The following is an 18791-nucleotide window of genomic DNA, read 5'->3' as shown; positions in this document are numbered from 1 at the left end:
TCTTGAGACGGAGGACGAGATGACCACGGTGCTGATCGCCGGCGCGGGCCCGACCGGGTTGACGCTGGCCTGCGTGCTCGCCCGCGGCGGTGTCCCCTTCCGCCTGGTCGACGCCGCTCCCGGTCCGCAGCCCGGCTCGCGCGGCAAGGGCGTCCAGCCGCGCAGCCTCGAGGTGTTCGACGATCTCGGCGTCGTCGAGCGGGTGCTCGCACACGGCCGGATGGCGATGCCGATCCGGACGACCGCCGCCGACGGCCAGGTGACGCTGAGCGGCACCGAGCCGGTCGCGGCGCGGCCCGACATCCCGTACCCCGCGAGCCTGATCACGCCCGAGTGGCGGATCGAGGAAACGCTGCGGCTCCGGCTCGCGGAACTCGGCGGCGCGGTCGAGTTCGGCACCGCGCTCGAGAGCTTCGAGCAGTCGGACGGCGGCGTGTCGGCGGTCGTCGTCCGGGACGGCGTGGCCGAGACGCTCACCGCGCGCTGGCTGGTCGGCTGCGACGGCGGCCACAGCGTCGTCCGCAAGCAGGCCGGTATCGCGTTCGAGGGCGAGACCCGGGACGCGGTGCGGATGATCGTCGCCGACGTCGAGGTCGACGGCCTCGATCGCGACGCCTGGCACATGTGGCGCCATGAAGACGGCATGGTCAACCTCTGCCCGCTGCCCTCGACCGGCGTCTTCCAGTACCAGGCCAGCATCGCGCCGGGGCAGGATCCCGAGCCGGGCCTCGCGAACATGCAGGCGATCCTCGACCGGCGCAGCGGCCGCGCGGACATCCGGCTCCACGAGCCGGCGTGGACGTCGTTGTGGCGCGCCAACATCCGCCTCGTCGACCGCTACCGCGCGGGGCGGGTGTTCCTCGCCGGCGACGCGGCGCACATCCACTCGCCCGCCGGCGGCCAGGGGATGAACACCGGCATCCAGGACTCGTACAACCTCGGCTGGAAGCTCGCGGCGGTCGCGAACGGCGCGTCGCCGGCGCTGCTCGACACCTACGAGGCCGAGCGCCGCCCGGTCGCGGCCGGGGTGCTCGCGCTGTCGGACGCGCGTCTCAAGGACGCGATCGAGCAGAAGGGCCTCGTCGTCCGCAGCGACGCGAGCACGAAGCAGCTCGGCGTCGGCTACCGCGACTCCGCCTTGGCCCGCGACGACCGCGACGAGACCGCGCGGCTGCGTGCCGGCGACCGCGCCCCCGACGCGACCGGGCTGACGACGCCGGAAGGCGAACGCCGGCTGTTCGACCTGACCCGCGGCGGCCGCTTCACGCTGCTGAGTTTCGGCGCCCCGCCGGCGATCGACGTCACGACCTTCCGCGTCGTCGAAGCACCGGCCGCCCCCGGCGAGGTGGCCGACACCGAAGGCCTCCTCGCCGACGCGTACGGCGCGGGTGCCCGCACCCTCGTGCTGATCCGCCCCGACGGTTACATCGCCCTGATCTCCGACGCGGGCGACGCCTCGGCGGTCGCGGGCTACCTCGCCGAGATGGTCGGCAGTACCCAGCGCTAGGAGGTGGGATCAGGGGGCCGGCCCGCTCGGCCCGCCGGGCATTGCCACCGGACTCCGGGTATTCGTGTTTTGCGAACAACGCGCACACTTGGTGGCATTTCCGCGAGGTATTTTCCGGCCGTCGCCGGGACAGTTGTGGTCGAGGCTCGCGGGCGCTCGGACATAAATGGTCGCGACGCCGGTACGTCGATGGCCGGCACGGCTCTGACCTGTGTCGATGGTGATCGACGCCCGGGACATAAATGGCGCGGTACCGGGACGTTCCAAAACGACCAGGGGTGAATGCTCCGAAAGGTGGAATGGATTCCTGCGGCGATACCGAAAAGGCTCCGCCGCGGGTACTCTCCCCTCGTTCCCACAGAACGTTCTGCGGAACGACACCATCTTGCGGTCGAGTTCGAAGACCGGTCCCCGGAGGTTAAGCGCGTATGGCGACCCCGACGTCCGTCCCCGCCGAGACAGACTTTCGGCACCAGAGCTGCGTCTACGGCAGCGACGCGGAGTTCCTCGCGATGGCGGTCCCCTTCGCGCGGGACGGGCTCTGCCGGGGCGAGCCGGTGCTCGTCGGCACGACGGAGGCCAACCAGGAGCTGCTCGACGACGTGCTGGGCGCCGACGCGGGCAGGATCGTCCTGGTCGAGCCGGCCTGCTTCGATCGCCGTCCGCCGCAGCTCGCGGCCGCGCTGCACCGGTACTGGACGCGCTACCGGTCGACGGCGCCGGGCAGCACCGTGCGTGTGCTCGCCGAACCGGCCCGCGTCGGCGCGGCCGGGTGGCCGCACACCGAGGCCGGGTTCAACGTGGCCCTCGCCGACACCGGGATCTGGATGCTCTGCCCGTACGACACCAGGATCTTCGAGGCCGGCGCGATCGAGGACGCCCGGCGCGCGCACCCGGAGCTGCTCGTCGGCGGCAGGGCCGAGCCGTCCGCGCAGTTCGCCGCGCCCGAGCGGGTCGAGGGCCTTCCCGCGTCCCCGCCGCCGCTCGGCGAGGCCGCCGACATCTTCCGCTTCGAGGGCGACCTGGTCGCCGTGCGGCGCTACGTGCTCGAGAAGGCCGGCCCGCTGCTGCGGCCCGAGAACGCCGTGGCCATGTTCGGCATCGCCGTCGGCGAGGCCATCACCTACCTGACCGAGCACGGCATCGGCCGCGCGGCCGTGTGGGTGCGCCCGGCCGCCGGGCGCGTGGTGTGCACGCTGCACAGCGACGAGCCGCTCGACCTGCCGCCGTTCTTCGGGTCGCGGCCGCCGGACCTGCGCTGCTCCGACACCGGGCTGTGGCTGACCGACCAGATCTGCGAGTGGCTCGACATCAGCTCCGACGCGTCGGGGTGCACCATCGAGCTGGCGACGCCGGGAGCGTGGGCGAGCGAGAACTGACGTCCGGACACTTGTGTCCGCGCGGCGGGCTCAGCGCAGCGGCACGTCGCCGAACTGCTCCTGGATCCGGCGCAGCTCACGCAGCCGCGGCTCGGTCTGCCCGCCGATCCAGCGGTTCACCGTCTTCACCGACACCCCGAGCCGCCGCGCGGCGGCCTCCCGGGTGGTGCCCGTGCGGCGCAGCGCCTCCGTCATCCACTCGGCGAAGCTCTCCGCCGCCTCGCCGGGTTCTTCCGGAACCGGCGTTTCCGGCGCGGCGGGATCCAGGTGCGCCGTCGCCGAGGGCAAGACGTCGAACTCGACCCGGCCGGGGTATTTCCGGCACGAGATTTCGATCATTCCCGCCGGGCCCGCGGCGGCCAGCAACGTGCGGAGGATCGTGTTTCCGACTTCGCGATCTTCCGCTTCGGCCAGTGGTGAGTCCGCGAGGCAACCGCGGAGGAATTCCCGGATTTCCGGAACCGCTGACGGCCTCGCCGGGAAAACCTTCGTGCTGACCTCGACCGATACCACCTCGATCGCCTCGCCGCGCGACAGACCAGCCGACTCAACCACTCGAAGTGCCCCTTCCGGTGGCCTCCGAGTGTAGCCGTGCGGGGGAATTTCCCCGACCCCGGAACGGAGTAGCGCGTCGCCCCGGTTCTGTCGCGACCGGACCGGACACTCTTGCCGCCGATGCCGGACAGGTCTACGGTGAGCGTCCGTCGGGCCGTCCCGAGGCGGGATTTCCTGAACTTCCCGAGCCTTCAGAGGTGCGCATCGATGGACAGGGCCCCGCAGCACGGCAACGGCCCGCCGGCCGACTCCGCGAATGACCCACCCACCGTCCACATTCTCTGGATGAATGGCGGGCTGAGCTGCGACGGCGAATCGGTGGCGTTGACCGCGGCGAGCCAGCCCAGTATCGAAGAGATCGTTCTCGGCGGCCTTCCCGGCTTGCCGAAGATCGAAATGCACTGGCCGTTCCTCGATTTCCAGTGCGGTCCCGAACGGACCCGGGACAGTTTCATCGAGTGGTGGCACAAAGCCGATCGCGGCGAACTCGACCCGTTCATCCTGGTGATCGAAGGCTCGATCGCCGACGAGACGAACAAGACCGAGGGTTTCTGGTCCGGGTTCGGCAACGACCCGCTCACCGGCCAGCCCGTGACGGCCAGCGAATGGCTCGATCGGCTGGCGCCCAAGGCGATGGCGGTCATGGCCGTCGGCACCTGCGCGGCGTACGGCGGCATCCACGCGATGGCGGGCAACCCGACCGGCGCGATGGGCGTGCCCGACTACCTCGGCTGGGACTGGCGCTCCAAGGCCGGCCTGCCGATCGTGTGCGTCCCCGGCTGTCCCGCCCAGCCCGACAACCTCTCGGAGACCATCCTGCACCTGCTCTTCCAGGCGTCCGGCCGGGCGCCGGTGATCGCCGTCGACGAGGCGCTGCGGCCGAAGTGGCTGTTCCAGAACACCGTCCACGAAGGCTGCGACCGGGCCGGGTACTACGAGCAGGACGAGTTCGCCGAGCAGCACGGTTCGCCGAAGTGCCTGGTCAAACTCGGCTGCTGGGGCCAGGTCGTCAAGTGCAACGTGCCCAAGCGCGGCTGGATCAACGGCGTCGGCGGCTGCCCGAACGTCGGCGGCATCTGCATCGGCTGCACCATGCCGGGCTTCCCCGACAAGTTCATGCCCTTCATGGAGGATCCGGCGGGCGCCGGCACCCCGGCCGCGGCGAGCACCGTGTCGGGCTCGGCGATCCGCATCCTGCGGGAGATCCGGACCAAGCCGGGCGCCGACGAGCCGCAGAGCACGCCGTCGCGGGCCACCAGCTGGTGACGCCGATGCCTTCCGTCCGCGCCGTCGGCGACCGCGTCGAAGAACTGCTGGGTGTCCTGCTCGGCGGCCCCGCCCGGGAGCCCGCCGAGCAGATCGTGCGGGAGCTGATGGACCTCTACGGCGAAGGCCTCGCCCGGATCGCCGGTCTCCTGCGCGTGCGCGACCCGGCCCTGCTCGACGAGCTCGCCGGCGACGGCCTGCTGGCCGGGCTCCTGGTGCTGCACGACCTGCACCCGCACGACGCGGGCACCCGCGTCCGCCGGGCCCTGGACCGGCTCGGCACCGACGCCGAATTCCTGGGCGTCGACGACGGCGTCGCGCGGGTGCGGGTGGCCCGCGGCCGCGGTTGTGGTGCCGCGGCGGCCGACGCGCTGCTCGAAACGGCGGTCCTCGACGCCGCCCCGGAGCTCACCGGCGTCGAGCTGACCGAGCCCGCCGCGCTCTTCCAGATCGGCATGGGCCCGCCGCCCGGCTGGGGGCCGGCCGCGGAAGGGCGGGCTTCATGAGCTCCCGCACCGGTTTCCCGCACCGCGCGGACCAGCCGGGCCCGGTGCCGGAGCAGCGTTCGGCGTGGCTGGAGAAGTGCGAGCTGTGCGGGACGCCGGTCGCCTCGCGCCACGGCCACCTGGTCGACACCGGCCGCCGCGGCCTGCTGTGCGCGTGCCGGGCCTGCTTCCTGCTCTTCATCGAAAGCCACCGCGGCGACCCCCGCTACCGCGCGGTGCCCGAGCGGTACCTGTGGGACCCGAAGCGCCCGGTGGCCGCCATCGACTGGGCCGGCCTCGGCATCCCGGCGGGCTTCGCGTTCTTCCTGCGCCGCGGGGCGGGCGTCGCGGCGTTCCACCCGGGCCCGGCGGGGGCCGCCGAAAGCCTGGTGACCCTCGACCTCTGGACCGAACTGTCCGCCGGCCACCCGCTGCTCGCGGCGGCCGAGCCCGAGGTCGAGGCGATCCTGTTCCACGACGCCGGGTGCGGCACGGACTGCTACCTGGTCCCCGTCGACGTCTGCTACCGCCTGGTCGGCACGGTCCGCCGCTACTGGACGGGCTCCGACGGCGGTCCCCGCGTCCACGAGCGCGTCGACGAGCTGTTCGAAGAGATCCGGGAGCGGGCCCGGCCACTGCCCCGGGCGTGACCCCGCCCTCACTTCCTTCACCGGGCTTCCTCGCCACCGGCGGCGCTCCTCTACCGTGAAGATCACGTTGTCTACGCCGACGCGGTGATCGTCGCGTCCGAGCATGTCTGGTCGTTCCCCGTGCCTTCAGTTCCGCTGTTCCCGCGTGCGCGCCCGGCGTGGCTCTCGCCGAAGGTCGCCCGCACCGAGGTCCTCGCCGGGCTGGTCGTCGCGCTCGCGCTGATCCCCGAAGCGATCTCGTTCTCGATCATCGCCGGGGTCGACCCGCGGATCGGGCTGTGCGCGTCGTTCACGATGGCCGTGGTGATCTCGGTCGCCGGCGGGCGCGCGGCGATGATCTCCGCGGCCACCGGCGCGATCGCCCTCGTCGTCGCGCCGCTCGCCCGGGAGCACGGCCTGGGCTACCTCGTCGCCACGGTCATCCTCGGCGGCCTGTTCCAGATCGTGCTCGGCTCCCTCGGCGTCGCGAAGCTGATGCGGTTCGTGCCGCGCAGCGTGATGGTCGGCTTCGTCAACGCCCTGGCCATCCTGATCTTCCTGGCGCAGGTGCCGGAGCTGATCGACGTCCCGTGGCCGGTCTACCCGCTGTTCGCCGCCGGGCTGCTGATCATGGTGCTGCTCCCGAAGCTGACCCGGGCCGTCCCGGCGCCGCTGGTGGCCATCGTCGCGCTCACGGCGTTGACGATCGCCGCCGGGATCACCGTCCCGACGGTGGGGGACAAGGGCGCGCTGCCGTCGTCGCTGCCGGTCCCCGGCGTGCCGGACGTGCCGTTCACCTGGGCCACCCTCACCCTGCTGGCGCCCTACGCGCTGGCGTTCGCGCTGGTCGGGCTGATGGAGTCGCTGATGACCGCGAAGCTGGTCGACGACCTCACCGACACCCGCTCCAGCAAGACCCGCGAGGCGATCGGGCAGGGCGTCGCCAACGTCGTCACCGGGATCTTCGGCGGCATGGGCGGCTGCGCGATGATCGGCCAGACCATGATCAACGTCAAGACGGCCGGCGCGCGCACCCGGCTCTCGACGTTCCTGGCCGGGACGTTCCTGATGATCCTGTGCATCGTGTTCGGCCCGGTCGTGTCCGACATCCCGATGGCGGCGCTGATCGCGGTGATGGTGCTGGTCGCGTTCGGCACCTTCGACTGGCACAGCGTCGCTCCGGCCACGCTCAAGCGCCTGCCCGCCGGCGAGATCGGCGTCATGGTCATCACCGTCGCCGTCGTCGTGGCCACCGACAACCTCGCCATCGGCGTGGTCGTCGGCAGCGTCCTCGCGATGGTCATCTTCGCCCGCCGGGTCGCGCGCGTCGTCGAGGTCACCGCCGTCACCGACCCGGACGGCACCCAGATCGTCTACGCGGTCGCGGGGGAGCTGTTCTTCGCCTCCAGCAACGACCTCGTCTCGCGGTTCGACTACGCCGGCGACCCGGACAGCGTGGTCGTCGACCTCACCGGGGCCCGGATCTGGGACGCCTCGACCGTCGCCGCGCTCGACGCCGTCACCGCGAAGTACGAAAACCGCGGGAAGAGCGTGGAGATCGCCGGGCTCGACGAGCGCAGCGCGACCATGCACCGGCGGCTGTCCGGGGAGCTTCGCGCTTAACCCTTCGCGGGCACCGGCTCGTGCTTGCGGATCAGCTCCTCGCCGCGCTCGTAGTCGTCGTCTGCTTCGTGGGTGAGGACGCCGACCGCCGCGCCGTCGCGTTCGTACCAGACCGTGAAGCCGCCGCCGTCGCGCTCGACCAGGTGGGCGTGGTCGAAGCCGTCGCCCCAGGCGGCGTACTTCAGCACCCGGTCGCCGATCTCGGACCAGAACCCCGGGACGTCGTCCCAGGTCTCGGACTCGCCGGCGGCGTTGCGGCCGGCGATCGCGCCCATGGCCAGGCCCTCGCCCCAGTGCTCGACGGCCAGGGCGCGGCCCGCGGCGGTGTTGTCCGCGAAGGCGACGTCGCCGGCCGCGAAGACGTCGGCCGCGCTGGTGCGCAGCCGGGCGTCGGTGCGGACGCGGCCCTGCTCGATCGTCAGCCCGGCCTTCTCGGCGAGCGTGCTCCGGGGGCGGATGCCGGTGGCGAGCAGGACGAGCCCGGCGTCGAGCACCGGTACCAGGTCCGAGCGGATCCGGTGCCCGGCCTCGATCGACTCCAGCGTCGTGCCGCGCAGCACGCTGACGCCTTCGGCCTTGAGCCACCGCAGGATCCGGATCCCGGCGTCGCGGCCGAGGCGGGCTTCCTGCGGGACGTCCTCCTGGCAGACGACGGTCACCTGCACCCCGAGGCGCACGAGCGAAACCGCGGCCTCGCAGCCGATGAACCCGGCGCCGACGACGATCGCACTGCGCGCGTCGGACGCGACCTTCTGCAGCTCGCGCGCCGACTTCGCCGAGCGCAGCACCAGCACGTCGACGTGCTCCGCGCCGGGAATGTCCGGCCGCACGGGCTCGGCGCCGGTCGCGAGCACACAGCGGGTGAAGGCGTGCTCCAGACCGGCGGCGGTGCGCACGCGGTGATCACCGAGTTCGACGACCGGATCGCCCAGCGAGACCGAAATGTCCTGCGCGGTGAAGAACTCCTCGCTCTCCATGCCGATGTCGTCGGTCTCGCCACGCAGGAAGTCCTTGGACAACGGCGGCCGCTCGTAGGGCGGATCGGTGTCGGCGGTGAGCAGGCGGACATCGCCGCGCCCACCGGCTTCGCGATACGCCCGGGCGGCCGACACCCCGGCCGCGCCACTGCCGATCACTACCAGGCTTTCGGAGGTCATCCTTCGGCGTACCCACCACGGGCCGGGGTAATCGTCCGGCGACGGGGTTCCGCCCGCAACGTACGAAGCAGCGCGGCGGGCCCGTCGCGCCGGGCGCAGCTCAGGCGACCGGTTCCTCCCGCAACGTACGAAGGAGCGCCGCCAGCCCGTCCGGAGCGCGGCCGTCGAGGCGGGCGCTCGTGCGGACCACCGCCGCGGGCTCGACCCGGCAGTGGAACCCGGCTTCGCCGAGGCGGCGCCACAGGTCGTGGTCCTCGCCCGTGCGGCAGACGCCGAAGCCGCCGACCGTGTCGAACGCGTCCGCGCGGACTCCGAGGTTGGCGCCGTAGACGTTCACCCCGCCCGCGACCACCCCGTGGTAGCGGCGGGCCGCGTCCGGTGACCCCGGGAACGGCGCCGCCAGCTCGGCCGGGCCGGTGACCGCGTGCGCGCCCCGCTCGACGCGGCGCAGGTGCTCGCGCGCCCAGCCGACGCCGACCCGCGTGTCGGCGTCCGTGTTGAGCAGCAGCACCTGCGACGCCGCGTGCCCGGCCAGGTCGGTCCGCACCGCGTGGGCGCCGAGGTCGCGGACCTCGCCGATGGTGCGCTCCCGGCCGGTGACCACGACCCGGCCCGTCGCCCAGCCGCCGAACACGGCGCGGGCGCGGGCGGCGGTGTCGTCCGCGCACCGGTCGGCGACGACGCACACCGCGCGTTCGACCCGCGCGGGCAGCCGCCACAGCGCCTGCCGGAGCGCGCGCAGGCACGGCTCGATCAGGTCCCGCTCGTCCCGCGCCGGGACGACGACGCCGACGGCCGTGATCACCGGCGCCTCAGCACGTGCAGCAGGAATGCCTCGTCCGTGTGGGCCACCACCTGGTCGAACGCCGGGTGCGCGAGCAGCCGTCCGTGCGCTTCGGCGGCGTCGCGGGGCGCCTCCGGGGCCCACGGCCGCCAGTGGACGGCGACCAGCTCCCCGCCCGGCCGCAGCGCCGCCGCCGACGCCTCGATGGTCGCGGTGAGGTCGGCGTCGTCCAGGTAGTACAGGAGTTCGCTGTACACCAGCAGATCCACCGGTCCACTCGGGAGCCCGGAAGGGACAGATCCACTGTGGACGTCCACATGCGACAGGCCGGCCACCGAAGAAGCAGCCCGCGTGACGGCTTCGGGAACCGGATCGAAGGCGACCAGCCGGTCACAACGTGCCGCCAGATCGCGGGTCAGCAGCCCGAGGCCGCACGCCGGCTCGACGATCGTGCCGTAGTGCTCCTGCGGCAGGGAAGCGAGCAGCACCGCGCGCTTGCGCCGCTCGTACCAGCCGTCGGCGACGTGCCACGGGTCGTCGTCCGCGGCGTACAGCTCGGCGAACCGGCTCACCGGCGCCGACCGCGCGGGCGGCTCCCGGAAGAACGTCTCGGCCGGCCGGTCGAAGTGCGCGAGGACCTCCGGCGGCAGGATCGGGTCCTCACCCCGCGGCCCGGGCTTGAGCTGGGAGGTGAACGCCGCGACGGCGGCCGTCTTGGCGGCGCGCTCGGCGTCGGTCAGCCGGTAGGACCGGGCCCGCGGCCAGGGGATCCCGGTGTCCGCGGGGGAGTGCCAGTGCCACAGCCAGATCGGGTAGGACCAGCGGTGGGCGGTCACCGGCGCGGCGGCGAGCGCGGCCCGGCCGGCCGCGCGGTGGTCCGGGTGCGGGTCTTCCGGCCACGGCAGCAGCACGAGGTCGCGGCCCTCGGCGTGCTCGCGCAGCGCGTCGGTCAGCTCGCCCTCGCGGTCGGCGAGCCCGGAGTCGGGCAGGCCGAGCCAGACCGGTTCGACGTCGGAAAGTCCTTGCTCCCGCAGGGAATCCCGCAGTTCCCGGCGCCGGGTGCGGCCCAGCTCCCGGCGCTCCTCGGGCCCGGCGTCGGGGAACGCGGCCTCGCCGTCGGTGGCGACGACGAGCGTCACGGCGGTGCCCGCGTGGTGCAGGTGCTGCAGCAGGCCGCTCGCGCCGAGCGTCTCGTCGTCCGGGTGGGCGGCGACGACCAGCGCGCGGGTGAACGCGTCGTCCGTCCACCCGGGGAACTCCCGGGTCCAGGCGGTCTCGGGTGTCACACGTCCTCCACGGCGTCCAGCACCTGCCGGCCCAGCGCGGCGAGGTCGCGCTCGGCGTGGTGCTGGCGGACGTAGACGCTCAGGTCGGCCAGCCGCTGGGCGAACCGGCGGTCGCGGCCCAGCGGGCTCGCTCCGGTCAGCCGGGGCGCGTGGTCGAGGATCTCGCGGACGGCGTGCTCGACGCCCGCGCGGCACGTGCTGGCGACGTGCCACGGGTCGGCGGCCTGCTCGATGGTGCCGGCCGCCTGCAGCAGCAGCGTCTCGGCCGAGCGCAACGCGGCGTGCATCGCGCCGAGGTGGGCCAGCTGGTGGTCGTCGGCGCGGCCGGACTCGCGCAGGTACGCCACGACGCCGTCGAAGACGCCGGCCGCGCCGCCGAGCCAGACGGCGGCGACCCCGCCGCCGCCCAGGGCGAAGCCGGGCCGCCCGATGTACCAGTCCGGCGGGCCGATGTGCGCGTCGGCGGACACCAGGATGCCGTCGAAGACGACGTCGCCGCTGTCGGAGGCGTCCATCCCGACCGCCTGCCAGGTGTCCGGGTGCCGCTGCACGCCGGGGTCGGTGAGGTCGACGTCGACCAGCCGGTCGCCCGCCGCGACGAGCGCCCGGTCCAGGAGGGACAGTCCGGAGCAGAACCGCACGGTGCCGCCGAGCCTGCCGTCTTCGAGGGTCGCGCCGGTGCCGCCGGACTTCGCCGCCCAGACGCCGTAGAGCGCGCCGGGCACCGGGATCAGGCCGGCTTCGCCGAGGATCGCGACGGCGTCGGTGTGCCCCTCGGCCAGCCGCGCGAGGGTCAGGTCGATCCGGCCGAGCGCGGCCAGCGCGGCCCAGCGGCCGACGAGCCCGCCGGTGCCGGGCTGCGGCAGGTCGAGCGCGCCCGCCGCGTACAGCGTGCGGAGGTCGGACCCGATCGAAGCGGTGGAGCGGGGCAGCGGCAGCGGTTTCGGCGGAGCGTTTTCCAGCAGACCGTGCGCCGGTCTGGCCTCCCACGTGATCATGCGGCACGAGTACCCGGATTCCGGGCGATCATGCGTGGACCGGCGCCGGGCCGGGTAGTCGCGGCGGGTGGACCAGATGACATCGGCGGCCGGCGACGACGTCCTCGGCCAGGGCGTCCGGACGCCGCTGGGCTGGCTGACGCGCGCCTTCCGCGTCCCGGGCCGGGAACGCCACGTCCTCGTGCAGGCCGCGAAGGCGACCCTCGCGGCCACCGGGGCGTGGCTGCTGGCGACGGCGGTGCTGCACCTGCCGCAGCCCTTCCTGGCGCCCTACGCCGCGGTGTTCCTCGTGGAGACGACGGTCTACCGGTCGGTGCGCGGCTGGGCGCAGCAGGTCGGCGCGGTCGCTGCCGGCGTCGTCCTGGCCGGGATCGCCGGGCAGCTGATCCCGTGGCCCGCGGTGGCGCTGGGGCTGGTGGTGTTCCTGGGGCTGCTGGCCGGGTCGTGGCGCCGCTTCGGCGACTCCGGCGTCTGGGTCGGCGTCACGGGCATGCTGCTGATCGCCTACGGGACGCCGACGGTCCTGCTCGGCGACCGGCTGATCGAGACGGCGCTGGGCGCGGCGATCGGCGCCGCGGTCAACGCGCTGGTGTACCCGCCGCTGTTCGGGCAGCGCATCGCGGCGGCCGCCGGCCGGCTGGCCACGGCGATGGCGGCGTTCCTCGACAGCACGGCCGCGCTGATCCGCGCCGAGGAGCCGCCCGACGACGTCGAGGACTGGCTCGGCGAGGCCCGCGAGCTGCGCAGCCTGGTCACCGCGGCCACCGACGCCGTCCGGCAGACCCGCGAGGAGCGCGTCCTCAACCTGCGGCGGCGGCACCCCCGCTCCGGCCACGACCACGACCGCCGGACCGAGACGCTGATCGCGCTCTGGCCCCCGGTGGAGCAGCTGATCGGCGCGGTCCGGACGGCTTCGGAGCACGAGGAGACGTTCGTCCTCCCGTGGCCCGACGCCCGCGACGCGCTGGCCGAGCTCATCGAAAGCGTCGCCGACGTCGTCCGCGCCGTCGGCACCACCGGGCACCCGGTGGACCTGGACCGCGGCCGCGAGCTGCTGGCCCAGCTGGAGCGGCGGCTGGCGGCGCCGGAGGACGGCGTGACGCCGGCGCTGGGCCTGGGTGCGATGACGCTCCCGGTCCGGCACCTGCTGGAGCGACTGGGCCGGCGCTGAGTCAGGCGCCGATCGCCTGGTTGAGGACGTCGGCGACCAGGTCGGGCTCGGCGATCGTCGCCGTCAGCGAGGGGTGCCGCAGCAGCCCGGACGGCTCGATGCCGGGCACCGGGTCCCGGAACCGGACGCAGAGGCCGCGGGCCGAGTTCGTGCCGAACGTCAGGCCGCGGTCGGCCAGCGACAGCCGCACGCCGAGCGCGCGCCAGGGCTTGAACGGCCCGCTGACCTCGGCGCCGGCCAGGTTGGCCAGCGGCGTCGAGACGGACCAAGGGCCGAGGTGGACGTGCAGCCCGGTCGCGTCGAGGTCGAGGCCGCTGTGGCGCTCGAGCCACGGCTGCAGCCAGGACGGGCCGGCGAACTTCGCGTGGAGGCGGTGCCGGACGACGGCGTCCTCGTCTGGGCTCATGCACCAGGGCTACCCGCGGGAGCCGGGGACAAACGAGCGTCAGCCGACCGGGAGGTGGCCGCCGAGGGACTCGATCCGGCGGATCGCCGGTTCGGCGAGGATGCCGTGCACCACCACCGACAGCGCGACGGCGAGGGCGCCGATCCGCCACAGGACGTCCGGCCGCGGCACCGGGAACCGGTCGAGGGCGTAGGCGAGGTAGAACAGCGTGCCGATCCCGCGCACGCCGAAGAACGCGATGGCGGGGGAGGCGTGCCGCCCGGCCGACGAGCCGAGCAGCGACAGCCAGCCGAGCACCGGCCGGACCACCAGGACCGCGACCACCGTCAGCACGACCTCGACGACCGTGATGCCCTGCAGCAGCCCGTCGCCGATGGCCAGGCCGAGCCCGAGCAGCGCGATCGCGACGAAGAGCCGTTCCAGCTGCCGGCCGAACGAGTGCAGCACACCGTGGTACTCGTGGGACCGCTCCTGCGTCCGCACCGCGACGGCGGCCACGAAGACCGCGACGAACCCGTTGCCGTGCACCAGTTCCGCGACCGCGTACGGCAGGAACGCCAGAGCGAGCAGCACGAGCCCGTCGGCGTACTCGGCCAGCCGCAGCCGCGACGACGGCGCCCGGAACATCGCCCAGCCCAGCACCCACCCGGCGGCCAGCCCGACGAGCACACCGACCGCGACCGGCAGCACGAGGTCGACCAGGATCCACCGCAGGTCGACGCCCGCCCGCTGCCCGGCGAGCGCGAGGGCCAGCAGCACGAACGGCATCGTGAGCCCGTCGTTGAGCCCGGCTTCGGTGGTCAGGGTGAACCGGATCTCGTTGTCCCGCGCCAGTCCCGGCTCGACGTCCGGTGACGGCACCCCGACGTCCCCGGCCAGCACCGGGTCGGTCGGCGCGAGCACCGAGCCGAGCAGCAGCGCGGCGCTGGCGGGCAGCGCCAGCCACCACCAGCCGAGCACCGCGACCACGACGATCATGGCGGGCATCGTGATCCCGAGCAGCCGCCAGGTCGACGCCCAGGCACGGAACCCGAACGGGCGGTCCACGGACAGCCCGGCGCCGGCCAGGGACACCAGGATGCCCAGCTGGGCGAACGATTCGACGCTCTCCAGGTGCGCGGTGGGGTCGGTCCAGCCGCCACCGTAGGGCGCGGGCAGGGGGAGGAGCCCGAGGCCGACGCCGGCGATGAGCATCACGAGCGGGGTCGAGAACGGCCGTTCGGCGACCAGCTTCGGCAGCACCGCGGCGGCGAGCGCGAGCAATCCGGCGACGCCGAACAGGACGGTCAACATGGACAAGGGAGCTCTTTCGTTCGGCGTGGTCACCGGAATACCCGGGGGTGCACCGGGCAAACCCCGGCGCGAGTGCCGCACGTCACCGTGCGGCGCGGGAACACCGCGTTCTCCCTGACGTTGTAAGGAGTGTCGGTACGGGTGGGTCCCCGGGCCTCACCCCCAGCCTTCACGGAAGTCCGGTCCGCCGGAGCCGTGTCGCGCCACTCGCCGCGAGGCGACCCCCGTACCGGCCTCGAACTCCCGCTTCCGCTCGCAGGCAACTCCCCCTCAGCCTTCGCCGAGCGGAAGCGGGACTTTTCTTTTACGCCAATTCTTTCTTGCGTCACCGGGGGAAACGCCGGCACGTCGGTAGGCTTCCGCCATGCCGACTGGAAGCTCGTCCGGCGACGTCCCCGCGGTCGGCTTGCGCGAGCGCAAGAAGACCATCGCCAAGCAGGCCCTCCGCCGGGCCGCGTTCGACCTCTTCACCACCCAGGGCTTCGAGGCCACCACGGTCGAGGACATCGCGCGGCGCGCCGACGTCTCCCGAGCCAGCTTCTTCCGGTACTTCACGGCCAAGGAGGACGTCCTCGCCGCGGACGACGCCGAGCGGCGTGAAGCGTTCTTCGCCTTGCTGGACAAGGAAAACAAGCCGTTGCTCGCCGGTCTGCACGCCGCGGTGTCGGCCTACCTGGCGGGTATGGACGCCGAAGCGCTCGCGCACGCGGCCGCCTACACCCGGATCATGGTCAGCTCCCGCGTGGTACTCGGCCAGGCCTACGAAAACCGCATCAGGTGGCTGAGCGAGCTCGAAACGCACGTGCGCGGGCGGCTGGCCGGCGCGGCCGACCTGGACGTCGTCGCGCCGCTGGTCGCCGACCTCACGCTCGGCGTGCTCGAGACGGCGTTCCGGCTCGCGGCCGTCTCGCCGGGCACGCCGTTCGAGACGGTCGTGGACCGCGGCTTCCGGATGCTCGGCGCCGTCGACTCGTAAGCCGTTTGATCGCTATGCTCGATCAAACGGTCAAACGAGCAAGCAGGGTGGCGCGATGCGGGAGACGGGTGCGGACCGGCGGCAGCGGGTCCTGGCCGTGGTCGAGGCGCGCGGCGAGGTGCGGGTCACCGACCTCGCCGCCGAGCTGGAGGTCTCGGTCATCACGGCCCGCCGGGACGTCGAAGACCTCGCCCGGGAGGGCCGTCTTCGCCGCGGTCACGGCGTCGCGCGGTCGCTGGTGCCGGTGCGGCGGACGCCGGTGCCGGGGGAGCGGGGCACCGGCGTCGTCGCGCTGGTCGTGCCCGAGCGGCACGCCTACCTCAACGAGGTCGTCCACGGCGCCCGCGAAGCGCTGGAGGAGGCCGGCACGCGGATCGTGCTGCACCCGGCGCCGCAGGTCGCGGGCGCGGAGCGGCCGATCGTCGAACGCGCGCTCGCCGGCGACGACGTCCGGGGCCTGCTGATCGCGCCGCGCTGGCGCACCGTCGCGGCCGAAGCCGCGGACGACGGCTGGCTGGCCGGCGTCGAGGTGCCCGTGGTGCTGCTGGAACGCCGTCCCCGCCGGGGAAGTGCGCTGCACGCGCGGGATTCGGTGTGCACGGATCACTGGTTCGGCATGCACCTGGCGGTGGCGCACCTGGTCGCGCTCGGGCACCGGCGGCTGGTGCTGGCCGCGCGTGACGACAGCCCGACGGCCCGGGCGTTGCGCGCCGCCTTCGCCGAGATCTGCGCCGCGCGACCGCAGGTCGAGGACGCGGCCGCGGTGCTCAGCGCGCCGGACGCGGGCGCCGACCCGGCCGCCGTCGCCGCCGGGCCGTCGCTGGCCGACGTCGTGCGCGAGCGCGGGACGTCCGGCGTGGTCATGCACGGCGACGTCGACGCGCTGATGCTGGTCCGGCAGCTGGCCGAGGCCGGGATCGCCGTGCCGCGGGACTGCTCGGTCGTGGCCTACGACGACGTCGTCGCGGCGCTGGGGAGCCCGCCGCTGACCGCGGTGGCGCCGGCCAAGGCCGAGGTGGGCCGGCTCGCGGCCGGGCTGCTACTCGAGCGGCTCGAAGCGGGCGCCGGGCCGGCGCGTCAGGTGGCGGTGCTGCCCGAGCTGAAGGCGCGAGCCTCAACGCGATCGTTTGACCGAGTTGAGCGGAATTATTGACCGAAAAACGTTCAGGTGATCAGACTGTGGGCGTCCCCGTAACGCACCACAGGAGGCGACGATGCCTGCAAGCCGCCGAGCCGTGCTGGCCGCGAGCCTGGCCCTGCCCTTGGCGGCCGCGTGCTCGGCGCCCGGCGGTGCCGGCGGCCCCACGCGGATCACGTTCTGGTCGGCACTGCGCGGCAGCCAGCAGGTCGTCGACGCGTTCAACCGCACGCAGAACCGCATCCGCGTCGACTTCCAGCAGATCCCGTCCGGCGACCAGGGCGGTTACGCGAAGCTGAGCAACGCCGCCCGCGCCGGCAACGCCCCCGACGTTGCCACGATCGAGTACCCGCAGGTGCCCGGCTTCGCGATCGACGGCGTCGCCCGCGACATCACGGACCTGGTGAGCGACCGCCTCCGCGCGAAGCTGCTGCCGCAGGCGTTGCGGCTGACGACGTTCGCCGGCCGGGTGTTCACCGTGCCTTTGGACGTCGAGCCGATGGTGCTGCACTACCGCGCGGACCTGTTCGGCGGGCCGATTCCCCGCACGTGGGACGAGTTCGCCGCGGCGGCCCGCCGGATCCGCGACGGCCGCCGCCGGATCGCGCTGTTCCCGACCGACGGCGCCCTGCAGTTCGCCGCGTTCGCGTGGCAGGCCGGAGCACGCTGGTTCGACACGTCGGCGGGCGCGTGGAACGTCTCGCTCGCCGACGCCGCGACCCAGCGCGTCTCGGCGTACTGGCAGGGCCTGATCGAGGACGGCTTGGTCTTCACGAACGCGTCACTGAGCCGGCAGAGCGACGCGCAGATCGGGCAGGGCCTGGTCGTGGCCCGGCTCAGCGGCGCGTGGGACGCGGGCGCGCAGATGAAGGCGCGTCCGGGCCAGAAGGGAAAGTGGGCGATCGCGCCGCTGCCGCAGTGGGACCCGGCCCACCCGGCGGTCGGCACCCACGGCGGCTCGACGTTCGCCATCACCAAGGACAGCGCGAACCCGGAGGCGGCGATGGAGTTCATCGAGTGGCAGGTCTCCCACCCGGATGCCTTGCGAGCGCGCCTGTCGAGCGGCACAAGCAGCCAGTACCCGGCGGCACCGGCCCTGGTCGAGGTGGGCGGCAAAGCGTTCGACCGCAGCTACTACGGAGGCCAGGACATCTACCGCCTGTTCGACACCCAGGCCCACCTGATCCGCGACGGCTGGCTCTGGGGCCCGCGGATGAGCGCAACCCAACGGGTCCTGCAAGACGGCTTCGCCCGAGCGGGCGCCGGCCAAGGCACAGTGCTGGACGCAGTCCGCGACGCCCAAAAGGCAACAATGCCGGACTTGGTCGCGCTGGGCTTGGCCACAACCGAGCACGAAAGCTGAGGGGGTTCCCGATGACCACAGACTCCCGCCCCTCAGCCGGACGCCACGACCGCCGGGGAGGCCACCGATGACCACACTCACGCGCACAGCGCCCACCTTCCGCCCGGGCGCCACGCCCGATCTCCAGCCGCCGATGCCCACCGCACCAACGCGTCTCGCACTCCCACTGCCGAGCGCGATGCTCGGCCGAAGGCAGTCGATACCCGCCACCCTGACCCGCCCCGCACTCTCGCGGCCGTGCGCCATGCCCGGCCGAAGGTCGTCGATGCCCGCCACGCCAACACGCACCGCACTTTCGCGGCCGGCCGCCACGCCCGGCCGGAGGCTGTTGATGCTCGCCGCGCCAACGTGCCCTGCACTCCCACGGCCGAGCGCGATGCCCGGCCGGAGGTCGTTGATGCCCGCCATGCCAACGCGCACCGCACCCTCGCGGCCGAGCACGGCGGCCGACAGCTGCCTGCCCGCCGCCGTTCTCTCGAAGTCCGTGAATGCCACATTCACGGACACTATGTCCCTCAATGTGGCATTCACGGACTTCAATCGCGGCGAGCAGCGGCACGTGAGTTGCCTCGCGGAGCTGCGGTCCGGCGGCAGCCGAGCCCAGCTGCAGGCGAGCTGTCTCGCGGGGCCGCGGCGCGGCGGCGACCAAGCCCACCCGGCCGGTGGTCGCCGATGACCGCCACCCTGGCTGGCCCGGCCAACCCGCGCGCGGGCACGACCGTCGGCGACCGGGCCCAGCTGACCGGAGGTCGTCGATGACCGCCACCCTCACTCG

General features: G+C 73.5%; 17 protein-coding genes. 10 read left to right on the top strand and 7 right to left on the bottom strand.

Annotation, left to right across the window (positions count from 1 at the left end):
- The first annotated feature begins 19 nt into the window (after positions 1-19).
- Both OHS58_RS20765 and OHS58_RS20760 read left to right on the top strand, forming a co-directional pair.
- Positions 20-1507: an FAD-dependent oxidoreductase gene (locus OHS58_RS20765; protein WP_328649506.1), complete on the top strand. Its 1488-nt coding sequence runs from the start codon at positions 20-22 to the stop codon at positions 1505-1507.
- A 428-nt stretch (positions 1508-1935) separates the two neighbouring features.
- On the top strand, positions 1936-2886 hold the full coding sequence (locus tag OHS58_RS20760; RefSeq protein ID WP_328649505.1) for an MEDS domain-containing protein: 951 nt from the start codon (positions 1936-1938) through the stop codon (positions 2884-2886).
- A gap of 30 nt (positions 2887-2916) precedes the next feature.
- Here the strand turns inward: OHS58_RS20760 and OHS58_RS20755 are convergent, their stop codons facing one another.
- Positions 2917-3252: a helix-turn-helix domain-containing protein gene (locus OHS58_RS20755; RefSeq protein WP_326948134.1), complete on the bottom strand. Its 336-nt coding sequence runs from the start codon at positions 3250-3252 to the stop codon at positions 2917-2919.
- Positions 3253-3648: 396 nt separating this feature from the next.
- Here OHS58_RS20755 and OHS58_RS20750 point away from each other — a divergent pair, with 396 nt between their 5' ends.
- From OHS58_RS20750 to OHS58_RS20735, 4 genes are all read left to right on the top strand, one after another.
- Complete coding sequence (locus tag OHS58_RS20750) at positions 3649-4707, top strand: hydrogenase expression protein HypE (RefSeq protein ID WP_328649504.1); 1059 nt, start codon at positions 3649-3651, stop codon at positions 4705-4707.
- Between the two features lie 5 nt (positions 4708-4712).
- Positions 4713-5213 (top strand): NifU family protein, encoded by a 501-nt coding sequence (locus OHS58_RS20745; RefSeq protein ID WP_326954484.1) that lies wholly within the window; start codon positions 4713-4715, stop codon positions 5211-5213.
- On the top strand, positions 5210-5842 hold the full coding sequence (locus OHS58_RS20740; RefSeq protein ID WP_328649503.1) for a DUF5947 family protein: 633 nt from the start codon (positions 5210-5212) through the stop codon (positions 5840-5842). The genes OHS58_RS20745 and OHS58_RS20740 overlap by 4 nt, the downstream gene beginning before the upstream one ends.
- A gap of 120 nt (positions 5843-5962) precedes the next feature.
- Entirely contained in the window at positions 5963-7444 is a 1482-nt protein-coding gene (locus tag OHS58_RS20735) for a SulP family inorganic anion transporter (RefSeq protein WP_328649502.1), read from the top strand.
- Here the strand turns inward: OHS58_RS20735 and OHS58_RS20730 are convergent.
- The 4 genes from OHS58_RS20730 to OHS58_RS20715 all read right to left on the bottom strand — a co-directional run bounded on the left by OHS58_RS20730 (position 7441) and on the right by OHS58_RS20715 (position 11669).
- Positions 7441-8601: an NAD(P)/FAD-dependent oxidoreductase gene (locus OHS58_RS20730; protein ID WP_328649501.1), complete on the bottom strand. Its 1161-nt coding sequence runs from the start codon at positions 8599-8601 to the stop codon at positions 7441-7443. The genes OHS58_RS20735 and OHS58_RS20730 overlap by 4 nt on opposite strands.
- Positions 8602-8701: 100 nt before the next feature.
- Entirely contained in the window at positions 8702-9406 is a 705-nt protein-coding gene (locus OHS58_RS20725) for a glycosyltransferase (protein WP_326948140.1), read from the bottom strand.
- The gene (locus OHS58_RS20720; RefSeq protein WP_328649500.1) at positions 9403-10671 is read right to left on the bottom strand and encodes a bifunctional PIG-L family deacetylase/class I SAM-dependent methyltransferase; all 1269 of its coding nucleotides are present in this window, start codon (positions 10669-10671) and stop codon (positions 9403-9405) included. The genes OHS58_RS20725 and OHS58_RS20720 overlap by 4 nt, the downstream gene beginning before the upstream one ends.
- Positions 10668-11669 carry an acyl-CoA dehydrogenase family protein gene (locus tag OHS58_RS20715; RefSeq protein ID WP_326948143.1) on the bottom strand — a complete coding sequence of 334 codons (1002 nt, stop codon included), beginning with the start codon at positions 11667-11669 and terminating at the stop codon, positions 10668-10670. The genes OHS58_RS20720 and OHS58_RS20715 overlap by 4 nt, the downstream gene beginning before the upstream one ends.
- Before the next feature lie 76 nt (positions 11670-11745).
- Between OHS58_RS20715 and OHS58_RS20710 the strand changes: the two genes are divergently transcribed.
- Positions 11746-12840: an FUSC family protein gene (locus OHS58_RS20710; protein WP_326954479.1), complete on the top strand. Its 1095-nt coding sequence runs from the start codon at positions 11746-11748 to the stop codon at positions 12838-12840.
- Position 12841: 1 nt separating this feature from the next.
- Here the strand turns inward: OHS58_RS20710 and OHS58_RS20705 are convergent, their stop codons facing one another.
- Positions 12842-13246 carry a hypothetical protein gene (locus tag OHS58_RS20705; RefSeq protein WP_328649499.1) on the bottom strand — a complete coding sequence of 135 codons (405 nt, stop codon included), beginning with the start codon at positions 13244-13246 and terminating at the stop codon, positions 12842-12844.
- 39 nt (positions 13247-13285) lie between these two features.
- Positions 13286-14539, bottom strand: coding sequence for a cation:proton antiporter domain-containing protein (locus OHS58_RS20700; protein WP_326951491.1), 1254 nt, complete (start codon positions 14537-14539; stop codon positions 13286-13288).
- Positions 14540-14903: 364 nt separating this feature from the next.
- Between OHS58_RS20700 and OHS58_RS20695 the strand changes: the two genes are divergently transcribed.
- The 3 genes from OHS58_RS20695 (at position 14904) to OHS58_RS20685 (ending at position 18016) form a co-directional block, all read left to right on the top strand.
- The gene (locus OHS58_RS20695; RefSeq protein ID WP_328649498.1) at positions 14904-15515 is read left to right on the top strand and encodes a TetR/AcrR family transcriptional regulator; all 612 of its coding nucleotides are present in this window, start codon (positions 14904-14906) and stop codon (positions 15513-15515) included.
- Positions 15516-15570: 55 nt separating this feature from the next.
- Complete coding sequence (locus OHS58_RS20690; protein WP_328649497.1) at positions 15571-16668, top strand: substrate-binding domain-containing protein; 1098 nt, start codon at positions 15571-15573, stop codon at positions 16666-16668.
- A gap of 61 nt (positions 16669-16729) precedes the next feature.
- Entirely contained in the window at positions 16730-18016 is a 1287-nt protein-coding gene (locus OHS58_RS20685) for an ABC transporter substrate-binding protein (RefSeq protein ID WP_328649496.1), read from the top strand.
- Positions 18017-18791 lie beyond the last annotated feature (775 nt).

This window comes from Amycolatopsis sp. NBC_00348 (assembly GCF_036114655.1).
In the GTDB taxonomy this organism is placed as follows: Bacteria; Actinomycetota; Actinomycetes; order Mycobacteriales; family Pseudonocardiaceae; genus Amycolatopsis.
Note: the sequence above shows the minus strand (reverse complement) of the source record. Positions and strands in the feature narration are given on the sequence as shown.